9 protein-coding genes are annotated in these 11,986 nt (G+C 68.5%); 4 read left to right on the top strand and 5 right to left on the bottom strand.

Annotation, left to right across the window (positions count from 1 at the left end):
• The first annotated feature begins 66 nt into the window (after positions 1 to 66).
• Entirely contained in the window at positions 67 to 711 is a 645-nt protein-coding gene (locus P2PM1_RS00500; RefSeq protein WP_244301373.1) for a response regulator, read from the top strand.
• A 149-nt stretch (positions 712 to 860) separates the two neighbouring features.
• The gene (locus P2PM1_RS00495; protein ID WP_186389432.1) at positions 861 to 1,244 is read left to right on the top strand and encodes an NADH:ubiquinone oxidoreductase subunit NDUFA12; all 384 of its coding nucleotides are present in this window, start codon (positions 861 to 863) and stop codon (positions 1,242 to 1,244) included.
• Positions 1,245 to 2,248: 1,004 nt separating this feature from the next.
• Here P2PM1_RS00495 and P2PM1_RS00490 read toward each other — a convergent pair.
• From P2PM1_RS00490 to parE, 5 genes are all read right to left on the bottom strand, one after another.
• A complete protein-coding gene (locus tag P2PM1_RS00490; RefSeq protein WP_186389433.1) occupies positions 2,249 to 3,310 on the bottom strand; it encodes a GGDEF domain-containing protein in 1,062 nt (353 codons plus the stop codon).
• Positions 3,311 to 3,758: 448 nt separating this feature from the next.
• The gene (locus tag P2PM1_RS00485) at positions 3,759 to 5,459 is read right to left on the bottom strand and encodes a DEAD/DEAH box helicase (protein ID WP_186397807.1); all 1,701 of its coding nucleotides are present in this window, start codon (positions 5,457 to 5,459) and stop codon (positions 3,759 to 3,761) included.
• A 166-nt stretch (positions 5,460 to 5,625) separates the two neighbouring features.
• Complete coding sequence (locus P2PM1_RS00480; RefSeq protein ID WP_186397806.1) at positions 5,626 to 6,033, bottom strand: hypothetical protein; 408 nt, start codon at positions 6,031 to 6,033, stop codon at positions 5,626 to 5,628.
• A gap of 56 nt (positions 6,034 to 6,089) precedes the next feature.
• Entirely contained in the window at positions 6,090 to 6,917 is an 828-nt protein-coding gene (locus P2PM1_RS00475; RefSeq protein ID WP_186397805.1) for a sulfotransferase family 2 domain-containing protein, read from the bottom strand.
• A gap of 213 nt (positions 6,918 to 7,130) precedes the next feature.
• A complete protein-coding gene (gene parE, locus P2PM1_RS00470; protein ID WP_186397804.1) occupies positions 7,131 to 9,215 on the bottom strand; it encodes a DNA topoisomerase IV subunit B in 2,085 nt (694 codons plus the stop codon).
• Positions 9,216 to 10,026: 811 nt separating this feature from the next.
• Here parE and P2PM1_RS00465 point away from each other — a divergent pair.
• The gene (locus P2PM1_RS00465) at positions 10,027 to 10,920 is read left to right on the top strand and encodes a tetratricopeptide repeat protein (RefSeq protein ID WP_208985149.1); all 894 of its coding nucleotides are present in this window, start codon (positions 10,027 to 10,029) and stop codon (positions 10,918 to 10,920) included.
• A gap of 328 nt (positions 10,921 to 11,248) precedes the next feature.
• Complete coding sequence (locus P2PM1_RS00460) at positions 11,249 to 11,566, top strand: hypothetical protein (RefSeq protein ID WP_244301366.1); 318 nt, start codon at positions 11,249 to 11,251, stop codon at positions 11,564 to 11,566.
• Positions 11,567 to 11,986 lie beyond the last annotated feature (420 nt).

Raw genomic sequence — 11,986 nt, 5'->3', positions numbered from 1 at the left:
GGGAAATCCGGCCGTGCTTCACTCTCGCCATCGCAAGCCCTGACAAGGACGATGCCATTGGCCCGGATGACGCGGCACTACGCCTACGGACTCGATATCGGCGACCTCGACGTCGTGGTCGTCGACGATTCGAAGTCGATGCAGGCGATCCTGCGCTCGACCCTGCTGTCGTTCCGGGTGCGGCGGGTGCGCACCTTCGACACGGCGGAGACGGCGCTGGAGATGATGCGGCTCGATCCGCCCAATTTCGTCATCACCGACTGGATGATGAAGCCGATGAGCGGGCTGGCGCTGCTGCGCACGCTGCGCCAGCGCAAGATGGCGCCGCTCTGCTTCCTGCCGGTGATCGTGTGCACGGCGCATGGCACGCGGACGCTGATCGACCGGGTGCTGCGCGACGGGGCCCAGCATGTGGTGGCCAAGCCGCTGTCGCCGTCGGGCCTTCATGAGCGGCTGCTCTGGACGCTGCGCGACGACCGGCAACTGGTGATGGGCGACGACGGGCGCTATGTCATCGAGGGCGTTGCCCAGACGCTCGACGAGAAGGCGCGCAAGTGGCAGCAGATCGGCCTGGAGCGCGAGGTCGTCGCCGCGCCGAAGCGGAGCCCCCGTCGCGAGTCGCCGGCGACGCCGCAGGTGCTCGACCCCGCCGCAGCCGAGCGCAAGGGCTTTGCCCATGTGCGGGCGAAGCGGCCGCATCCGGCGGCCTGAGTTCCTGCCGGCACCCGAATTTCGTCCTTCCGGCGGCGCGGGCCACCGCCGCCGATAGAAAGCCGCCGCAGGACGCGCCGCCGCATTGCGAAACCGGCGAGGGTGCGCTATGCGGAAAGCCAGACAGAGCAACCGGGACGCCGCCTTCGATGCAAACGCTGCTGCAATTCTTCACCTGGTGGAACAGCGCGACCTGGGGGACGCGCTTCTTTACCTGGCGCAAGGGCGAGTTCGTCGGCAAGGACGAGTTCGGCAACGCCTATTACCGCGAGCGCGGCGGCAACCGCCGCTGGGTGATCTATAACGGCCTTGCCGAGGCCTCGATGATCCCTCCCGGCTGGCACGGCTGGATGCACCACCGCACCGACACGCCGCCGACCGAGACGGAGTACACGGCGCGCGCCTGGCAGGCGCCGCATCACGGCAACCGCACCGGCACGCGCGAGGCCTATCGGCCCAAGGGCTCGATCCTGACGCCGGAAAGCCGGCCGAAAGTGTCGGGCGACTATCAGGCCTGGACGCCGGAAGGCTGAACCTGCTTCACACGGCAGGTGAAGATTTCTGTGTAACGACTTGAGAACGCCGGCCCTTGGGCCGGCGTTTTGGTTTTCCGGCTCTCCGAGGGACCGGAGCCGGCCCAGGATACAGGGGACGGCAAACTGGGTGCGGGGTTCGCGCCGGCGGGTCGTTTCCGCCGCTCGTTGCGCATTCGACCGTTCCTAGCGTCTTCCCGGACGAGCATCGCGAGATCCGGGACCGGGGAGGCACGGCGGTTGTGGGGGCGTTCGGGAGTGCCGTCGAGAGGCCCTCGGCTCTCCGGTCCCGCATCTGCGCTTCGCTGCGTGCGGGATGACGAACCGAGAGGGCGGTGCGAGGGCGAGCCCGCCGTCCGGAAGGACGCGGGGAGAGGTAGTGCGTCCGGGGTACGGGGAGGGACCGGGTTTCCTCGCCGCCGCTCTGGCAACCAATAGCCCCCGGCTCTGCGCTTGCGCGCGGCCGGGGTGACCACCTGTGGGGATGCGAGGCCGTGCCTCTTTCTCAGGCCGTCATCCCGGCCGCAGGCGAAGCCGGAGCGCCGGGAGCCATTGGCACCCTCAGCAAGCGTGAGGCGGGAGCGCATCGCCACCTCCACGGCTGTCACGCCTGCGCAGGCAGGCGTCCAGTATACGCCGGGGCGGGGTGGGTGTGCGAAAGCAGCCGCCTCTGGGAGCGCCGTCGACAGGCCCTCGGCTCGCCGGTCCCGGGTCGCGCTTCGCTTGCCCGGGATTGACGAAAAGAGGGCCTGCGCGCGGGAGGGCGTGCCGTCCGGGAGGACGCGGGAGAGGCCAGCGGGCTCCCTCCACTGCTCTGGGAACGAATAGGCCCCGGCTCTCCGGCTGCGCCTGCGGCCGGGGTGACGTCAGTGGGTGGGATGACGGCAGGGGGATGGCGCCAAGGGGGGCTGCCGGGAGAGGGCGGCGTCCTGAGGCAGCCAGTCGATGCAGCCAGTCGATGCAGCGAAGCGATCCGGACCAGGCGAGGCAGCGAGGCGATCCGGTCAGGCGACGCGGGTGTTGTCGGTTTCCACGTCCGGGTCGGTTTCGCAGCGCACCAGATTGCGCCCCGCCGCCTTGGCGGCGTAAAGGGCGGTGTCGGCGCGCGCCAGCAGCGACTGCGGCGTATCGGTGCCCCGGAAGGTCGAAACGCCGATGGAAATGGTGATGCGGCCGAGATTCTCGCCGGTGGAACGCTTGACCAGTTCCTTGGACAGCACCGCCCGGCGGATGTGCTCGGCCACGGTCACCGCCTGGCGCAGCGAGGTGTGCGGCAGCAGGATGGCGAATTCCTCGCCGCCGTAACGGCAGGCGACGTCGTGGCCCTTGACGTTCTGCTTGACCGCCAGCGCCACGAGACGCAGCACCTGATCGCCGGTCTGATGGCCATAGGTGTCGTTGAACTTCTTGAAATGGTCGATGTCGGTGAGCAGCAGCGACAGCGGCTCCTGGCTCTGCGCCGCATCCTTGACCATGCGCTCGATCGTGTGGTCGAAATGCCGGCGATTGCTGAGCGTCGTCAGCTCGTCGGTCAGCGACTCGTAGCGGATCGCCTCAAGGCTCTCCTGCAACTCCTCGATCTGCTGCCGCGACTCGATGAGCTGGCCCTCGAGCTGCCGGTTCGAATCGGCAGTGTTGCGGGTGGCGAGGAGCAGATGCGCAACAAGCTGCTTGAGCTGCTGCGGATCCTTGAGCGTCTCGAGCTGGCTCTGGGCGCCGGCCAGCGACTGGCCATATTCGCTGACCGAATCGGCGCTCTGCCCGAGCAGGTCGACCATGTCGCGGATCTCGTCCGACAGCTTCTCGCCGACCTCGTCGATGCGGTCGCCAAGCTTCGTCGGCGACAGGAAGCTGTTGTAGATCTGCTGGAGCTGATCGGTCGTCACCGTGCCGGCCGCGCCGACGATCTGGTTGACCGCCCTGTTCAACGAGTGGTTGAAACCAGCCGCATACGTGTACCAGAGTTCATAGAATCGCGGATAGGCCGGCAAGACGTTCTTGCGGATGTATTTCAGCGCCGCGTCACCATAGACGATGGTGCGCTTGTGGTCGTCTTCCTGGGCCATGCGATGTTCCACACGTCTCGGTTTCGTGCTGGAAAAATGCACGCGACCTCGAAAAGGATCTATTCTCACTTTTGACAGTGAAGCCTTAAGGCACGGTTAAGCATAATTGAAAGTTCCGTCAACGGAGCGTGCGCCCAAAAAGGCGCCAGTGCCCGGAAATCGGCAGAACAGCGCAAAAGCGGCCGCAAGTCAGCGTCCGGGCCGGCCTTGCGGCGATCCGGCGGGCTTCGCATGGCATCTCGGCAGCCGGCGGGTGGGCGCCCTTCGCGTTGCGGGAACAGGTGAAACAGCATCTTGTGCCGGCAGGTGAGGCCGGGGCCCGGCTACAACCAAAAAGGGCAGGCGCTGGACCTGCCCCTTCACCCCGTCGCGTTCCGCGAGGGAGCGCACACGGTGCCATCGATTCGGTCTTTCGGCATCGTCACGGCGGAGCGCCAGGACGGCGAGGTCAGCCCTTGGAGGGGCGGATCTCCCGCAGCAGGAAGGCCGGAACGTGGTCGCCAAGCCCGATCACCGGCTCGTCGTCGTCCTGGCGGCGACGGTTGCCGCCGCGCCGGTTGTCGGACCCGCCCTTGCCACCGGACCGGTCGCGCGAAGGAGCGGCTGTCTGGTCCCGGCGGGGGCCGCGATCGCGCGGCGCCGCACTGCGCTGCTCGCCGCCGGAGCGGCCGGAGGATGCGGGCTTGTCGGTCGCGGTCTTCTCGGTGGAAGGCTTTTCGGCGGCGGTCTTCGCGGAGACGGGCTTCTCGGTGCCAGCCTTCTCGGTGGCAGTCGTTTCCGCTGCCGGCTTTGCCTCGGCCGCGGGCCTGCCGGCGCCGCGTGCGCGTGCGGGCTTGCTGTCGGCCTTCGCCGCCTCGGTGGCGGTGTCCTTGGCTTCGCCCTTTGCCTGCGACGCGCTGCGACGCTTGCGGGCGGGACGCTCGGCCGCCTCGTCCGAGGCTTCCTCCTCGGCCCTGCGGCCACGGCCGGTGGCGGAGCTGCGTCCGCCGCGACGCGGCCGTTCGGCCGCCGCCGCCTCGAAGTCGATCGCCTCGTCGAGCCAGGGGATCTTGCGGTCGATCAGCTTCTCGATCGACTGCAGATACTTCTGGTCGCCCGGCGTGACGATGGTGATCGCGACGCCGCTGCGCCCGGCGCGGCCCGTGCGGCCGATGCGGTGGACATAGTCTTCCGCATGGGTGGGCACGTCGAAATTGTAGACATGGCTGACGGCGGGAATGTCGAGGCCGCGGGCGGCGACGTCGCTGGCCACCAGCAGGGACAATTCGCCCTTGCGGAACTGCTCCAGCGTCGCCATGCGCGAGCGCTGGTCCATGTCGCCATGCAGGGCGCCGACCGAATAGTCATGGCGCTGCAACGAGCGGAACACGGTCTGCACGTCGCGCTTGCGGTTGCAGAAGATGATCGCGTTGGTGAGGTTCTCGGCCTGGTCGACCATGCGGCGCAGGGTGGCGCGCTTGTCGAAGTCCTTGGAGCCGGAGGCGACGATGTTCTGCGTCACGGTGTCGGCGGTGGAGGAGGTGCGGGCGACCTCGACGCGGGCCGGATTGTGCAGGAACGTGTCGACGAGACGCTGGATCTCCGGCGGCATGGTGGCCGAGAAGAACAGGGTCTGGCGCGTCATCGGGATCAGCTTGCAGATGCGCTCGATGTCCGGGATGAAGCCCATGTCGAGCATGCGGTCGGCCTCGTCGATGACGAGGATGTCGACGCCCTGCAGCAGCAGCTTGCCGCGCTCGGTATGGTCGAGCAGGCGGCCGGGCGTGGCGATCAGCACGTCGACGCCGCGGTCCAGCTTCTTGTCCTGGTCGCCGAACGAGGTGCCGCCGATCAGCAGCGCCACGTTGAGCTTGTGATTGATGCCGTATTTGTTGAAGTTCTCCTCGACCTGGGCGGCGAGCTCGCGCGTCGGCTCAAGGATGAGCGTGCGCGGCATGCGGGCCCTGGCGCGGCCCTTTTCGAGCAGCGTCAGCATCGGCAGGGTGAAGGAGGCGGTCTTGCCTGTACCGGTCTGGGCGAGGCCGAGCACGTCGCGCTTCTGCAACACGTGCGGGATGGCGGCGGCCTGAATGGCAGTGGGTTCGGTGTAGCCGGCCGCTGCAACAGCGGCGAGCACTTTCTCGCTCAGTCCAAGTGAGGAAAAGGACATATGACCTTGATGGTATGACAGGGACGAAAGCCATGCCCCGGCAGCGTCCTGCGGGGCCGGCACTTTGGCGCGCACACTACAGTTTCAAAATAAAATGTCAATGACACACAGTCGCGGGACCGGTCTTGCCAAGAATTTCGCTCAGGATCGCCGCCGGCGCCCGCCGTCAGTTACTTGCCGGCTGAAACAGGTAGCCTGTCGGATCGTCTTTTTCCAGAAACAGCTCATACGTGGTTTCGCCGACATCGACGAAGGCCACGACCCCGTGGGCGTCGGCCTCGCTGCGCAGCGCCGCGATCCGCCCCTCCAGCTCCGCCGTCTCGGCGACCTCGACCAGCGCCGCCCCCTCGCGCAGGATGAAGATCCGGTCGCGCGCGCTCTCGCGCACCACCACGAAGGCGGTGCCGCTGCCCTCCGGTCCGGCCAGCCGGGTCATCCCCTGGAACTCGTCCGGCAGGGCGGCGACGAAGTCGGCGACCGGATCGGCGCGAACGGGAAGCGACGCCAGACACAGGGCAAGGCCGGCCGCGAGTGTAAGACGGGTGGCCAAACGGGGAGCGAGAGGGGCGGTCATGGTCGGGTCCTCCTGCATGCGGGTGTGGGGATCCTGCGCCACGGGGCGAGGGCGGGTCAACCGGGGGCGCCGATCACCGGCAGGGCAAGGCTCGTGCCCTCGTAGAAATTGCGATAGTCGGCGGCATAGCGGCGGCGCACGGCAAGGCGCAGCACCGGCTCGATCTCGCCGACGAGGGCGGCGATCGCCTCGCCATGCGGCTCGGCGATGCCCGGCAGCGGGCCGATATCGATGCCGCAGGCATGCGCCAGGTCGGCGCGCAGCCCCTGCCAGTCGGCCTCGCCGGTCTCGTGGCGCAGCAGGCGCGTCGGCAGCAGCCGCGCCTTGTGGGTGAGGATCGCGGTCTGGCTGCGATAGGCGTTGGGGCTCTTCCAGTCCGGCAGGGCGCAGACGCGGGCAACGAAGCCGGCGAAATCGTCGTCGGGGCGGAAGGCGCGGTCGGCGCCCGGCGGCGGCGCGGCCTCGGTGCGCATGCGGTGGAAACAGGCGGCGAGCCGGGTCAGCGGATCGCGCACCACGGAAAACACCAGCGCGCCGGGATGGCGGCGCATGAGCTGGCGTCCGGACAGGAGATTGAGCCCGTCGGCCCAGGAGGCGAGGGTGCCGGTGGCATAGGCGCAGGCGTCGTCGCCGGCCTCCGGTTCGGTCTCTGTCTCCGTCTCGGCTCCCGTTACGTCCTCCGTCTCGTCGTCCTCGAAATCGTCGGTGTCGAAGGGAACGCCGCCACTGCCGGCGGTCAGGCGCAGCAGGGCCTGGCGGATGTCCTCGCTCGCCGAATTGGGGCAGCGGCCATAGGCAAGGCCGAGATGGGGAAGCACCAGGAAGCTGTGGTCGCGCAGCGGCCGGCGTCGGCGGATATAGGCGTGGAGAATCGCCTTCAGCACGGCATCGGCTTCCTGTGACTGGGTCGCGGACGCCCGGCGCCGTTCGACCTTGTTATAATTTTGCCCGCCCGGCGGGGGCGGGGATCAATTCGGCCCGCCCGCGGGGCGGGCAGGGCCTTTCAGCATTAATGGATGAGCGATATGGCGGAAAGACGGTTTTCGACTTTTCCGCGCGTCGGCGTGACGAAACGCAGGCTTTCGGCCGGCCCGATTCTAGATATCCAGTTCTTCGGCGAAGCAGGCGTTTTCCTGGATGAACTGGAAGCGCGCCTCGGGCTTGTTGCCCATCAGCCGTTCCACCGCCGAGCCGGTGCCTTCCGGATCGGCGGCGCTGATCTCGACGCGCAAGAGGCTGCGCTTCGCCGGGTCCATCGTCGTCTCCTTGAGCTGGGCGGGAAGCATCTCGCCGAGGCCCTTGAAGCGGCCGATATCGACCTTGGCATTGCCCTTGAACTCGCGGGCGAGCAGCGCGTCCTTGTGGGCGTCGTCGCGGGCATAGAGCGTGCGCCCGCCCTGGGTCAGCCGGTAGAGCGGCGGATTGGCGAGATAGAGATGGCCGCCCCGGATCAGCTCCGGCATCTCGCGATAGAAGAAGGTGATCAGCAGCGAGGCGATATGGGCGCCGTCGACATCGGCGTCCGTCATGATCACCACCTTCTCGTAGCGCAGGTCCGCATCGCGATAGGTCTTGCCGGTGCCGCAGCCGAGCGCCTGGATCAGGTCGGCGAGCTGCTGGTTGGCGGCGAACTTGTCGCGCCCGGCGCTGGCGACGTTGAGGATCTTGCCGCGCAAGGGGAGGACGGCCTGGTTGAGCCGGTTGCGGGCCTGCTTGGCGGAGCCGCCGGCCGAATCGCCCTCGACGATGAACAGCTCCGAGCCGGCCGCCTGGTTGGAGGCGCAGTCGGCGAGCTTGCCCGGCAGGCGCAGCTTGCGCACCGCGGTCTTGCGGGCGACGTCCTTTTCCTGGCGGCGGCGCAGCCGCTCCTCGGCGCGGTCGATCACCCATTCCAGCAGCTTGTTGGCCTGGTTCGGCGAGGCGGTCAGCCAGTGGTCGAAGGCATCGCGCACGGCGGTCTCGACGATGCGGGTCGCCTCGGAGGTCGCCAGCTTGTCCTTGGTCTGGCCGACGAATTCCGGCTCGCGGATGAAGACGGAGAGCATGGCGCCGGCCGAGGTGACGATGTCGTCGCCGGTGATGACGGCGGCCTTCTTGTTGCCGGTCAGCTCGGCATAGGCCTTGAGCCCGCGCAGCAGGGCATAGCGCAGGCCCGCCTCATGGGTGCCGCCCTCAGGGGTCGGCACGGTGTTGCAGTAGGAATTGATGAAGCCGTCGCCGGCGAACCAGGTGATGGCCCATTCGACGGCGCCATGGCGGCCGGTCTCTTTCGTCCGGCCGGCGAAGGTGTCGTCGATGACGCGGCGCTCCTTGCCGAGCGCATCCTGGAGATAGTCGCGCAGGCCGCCGGGGAAGTGGAAGGTCGCCTCGGCCTCGACGCCCTCGAGGGCGGCGACGGCCGGATCGCAGCGCCAGCGGATCTCGACGCCGGAGAAGAGATAGGCCTTGGAGCGCGCCATCTTGAACAGGCGCGCCGCCTTGAAGGCCGCGCCCTTGCCGAAGATCTGCTCGTCGGGAACGAAGCGCACCAGGGTGCCGCGCCGGTTCTGCACGTCGCCGACGCATTCCAGCGGGCCGGCCGGCACGCCGCGGCGGAACACCTGGCGATAGAGCTTGCGGGCGCGAGCGACCTCGACGGTCAGCTCCTGCGACAGGGCGTTGACCACTGAGACGCCGACGCCATGCAGGCCGCCGGAGGTCTCGTAGACCTTGCTGTCGAATTTTCCGCCGGCATGCAGCGTGGTCATGATGACTTCGAGCGCCGACTTGTCGCGGTGCTTGGGATGCGGGTCGACCGGAATGCCGCGGCCGTTGTCGACGACGGTCAGGCTGCCGTCGGCGCCCAGCGTCACCTCGATCCAACTGGCATGGCCGGCCACCGCCTCGTCCATCGAATTGTCGATGACCTCGGCGAAGAGATGGTGCAGCGCGCGCTCGTCGGTGCCGCCGATATACATGCCCGGACGCCGGCGCACCGGCTCCAGCCCTTCCAGCACCTCGATATGCTCGGCCGTGTAGTCGGAGCCGTCGCCGCGCTCGGCGCGCGGGGACGCGCTGCGGCGGGCGCTCGGCGCGGGCGCCGGGATCGATGCCGAGGTTGGGCGCTCGACCGTCGCGGCGCTGGCCTGCTTGCCGGGGGACGGGGCGGCGCCCGTGTCGAAGAGGTCGTGGTCGATGCTCATGCTCTGTCCGGTCGGGGGCGCGGGTCCGCGCCCGAATCATTCACCAAGTCTGCCAAGTGCGGCGGATTCGGCCAAGGATCAAGCATTGAGTGCCCGGCCAACAACCGTTTTTCAACTCCTCCCTGGCAGGATGGCGATGCGGCCCGAGGGTTGAGAGGCGGGCGGAACCGGAGGGAATGGTCATGAACATCATTTCGCACAAGGGCGTGGCGCGCCGGGTCGACCTGGTGGCGGCGGGGGCGCTGATCGTCTCCGCGCTGGTGAATGTGCTTCTCGGGTGAGCGGTCCGTCGGCCCTGTCGTTTGTGACGAGTCTGCAACAGTGTTGCAAGACTCTTCCATGGGCGAGGGGATCGGGGCGGCCATGCCGCGTTTCGGCCATTTTTTGACGGCCACCGTGACGGGTGTCCGAAGCCTGTGCCGGGGAATGCGGCGGCGGGATGGCGGGCACGGTCCTACTCTTGCCCAGTTGCCGGTCTAGAGTCCGGAGAGAACAGGAAGAGGAGGCCCGCATGGCGGAACTCGGCGACTGGCAGGTGCGCCGATCCGTATCGTGACGGGCAGTCGGGGAGGTCTCTCCCCGGACAGGATCAGGGGCAGAACAGACGGGGGGACGTGGCGCCGATGCGCGCCGCGCAACCTGACGGGTCCGCCCGGCGGCGCGACGGCCTTTCGGCTTTCGGCATCCGGACGAGGACCCGCGAGATAAGGACAGGACGCTTGCGCGAAGGGCACGCTTCACGATGCGACACGGCCGCCGATGGCTGCCGGCACGCGAAGACAGATGACCCGGCGCGGGCGCGAGGTGCTCAATGATGCGGATCGTCGGTTCAGGCCCTGTGTGCGCTGTCGCCCGAACTCTGGTCGCGGCTCTGGCTGTGACGCTGGTCGCGCCGGTTGCTGCCCCCGTTGCTGCCCTGGCGCAGGAAACGGCTGCGGAAGCGGCGGCGAGACTGTCGGGCGCGGCGCCTGCCTCGCAGGATCTCTCGCCCGGCGAGGCGCTGCGCGTCGGCGCGCAGTTCTACTATGCCGGCGAGAAGGAGCGGGCGCTCGACTCGCTGCGCTTCGCGGCCGAGCAGGGCCACCCGCTCGCCGCCTGGAAGCTCGGGCGGATGTATTCGCGCGGCGACGGCGTGCAGGAAGACGACATCAAGGCGTTCGAATATTTCCGCCAGGTCGCCTCGAAATATGCCGACGACAGCCCGACCTCGCCGCGCGCGCCGTTCATCGCCAGCGCCTTTGTCGAGCTCGGCTCCTATTACCTCACCGGCATCAACAACAGCGCGATCCAGCCGAACGTGGCGCGGGCGCGCGAGATCTTCACCTATGCCGCCTCCTATTTCGGCGACGCGGATGCCCAGTTCCATCTCGGCATGCTGTATCTCGACGAGCAGGAGCGCGACCCGCACATGGCGGCGCGCTGGCTGAAGCTCGCCGCGCAGAAGGGCCATCTGATGGCGCAGGCGCGGCTCGGCGAACTGCTGTCGAACGGCGAGTTCCGCGGCGTGGAAAACCGCACCGACGGGTTGATGTGGCTGACGGTCGCCCAGCGCCGGGCGCAGGGCGCCGATGCGCTGTGGATCGGCGAGGCGCAGGAGCGCAGCTTCGGCCTTGCCTCCGAAAAGGTGCGCCGCCGCGCCGCCGCCATGGCCGACAGTTGGCTGGCGAAGAACGGCACCTTGGTCGCCGGAGCGGCGACCGACTAGGCACCCGAATCTGAAGTTCGTCACATTTCTCGGCATGCTCTGAACGAACTTCAGATTCAAAAGGATGACTAGCAAGCCTATGTTTCTGGTGTGGTGAATTTCGGATTCGGGTGACCAGGGCCGGATTCCGCAACGTCAGAAGGCTCGCCGATGCCGCGCGTGCGTGCTATCATCGCGCATGCGCAGGACATGGCTGCCCCGCATCCGTATCAGACGGGCCCGTGACGGGCGGGCGGCGCCGGCTCTTTCACGGGTCGCCGCGGGCAGCGGGCTTGCGCCGATCTCATCTCCCCGCTTGGCCGTTTTGCTGTCGGGCCTGGCATGCGCCATGCTCCTGGTCGTGGCCTTCGCAGGGCCGTCCGCCGCCGATCTCGTTGCCGACCGGCCGGGGGGCGCGGGCGGTATCTCCCTTGCGGATGGCAGCAGCGGCGTTCGCGCGCGCCCCGACTGCACCTGCCGCTATTTCGGCGTGAAGTACCGGATCGGCGAAACCGTCTGCCTGCGCGGCCCCGACGGGCCGAGGCTCGCCCGCTGTTCCATGATGCTCAACAACACCACCTGGCAGCCGCTGGAGGCCGCGTGCCCGACCTCCGCCCGCGCGCCGATGACGCTCGCCGCAGCGTTTCTCTGCCGGCCGGGCGGGTAGGGGCGGTTTCGGAGGGGGGGGGCTCGCTCCGGCGCCCTTCCGGCCGCAGGCCGAAGGCCGACGATCCGGGACCGGAGAGCCGCCGCGGTCGTGGGGATGGTCGGGAGCGCACCCCATAGGCCCTCGGCTCGCCGGTCCCGGGTCGCGGCTGCGCGCCGTCCGGGATGACGAAAGGAGGGGTCTGCGCGTGGGATGACGAGAGGAGAGCGCGCCGTCCGGGAGGACGCCGGGAGGGGTTCCGGTGTCCTCGCGGCCGCTCTGGCAGCCAATAGGCCCCGGCGCGCGCTGCGCTTGGCCGGGGTTGTTTGTTTGCATTGGTGGTAGAGTTTGGGTGGTCTCCCGGACACACCCGTCCGGGAGACCAGCGGCCGGCGACCGTGCCGGGGTCGGGTTTGCACCCGTAGTCATCAAGGTTCCCGG

Source organism: Stappia sp. P2PMeth1 (assembly GCF_900185735.1).
Taxonomy (GTDB): domain Bacteria; phylum Pseudomonadota; class Alphaproteobacteria; order Rhizobiales; family Stappiaceae; genus Stappia.
Note: the sequence above shows the minus strand (reverse complement) of the source record. Positions and strands in the feature narration are given on the sequence as shown.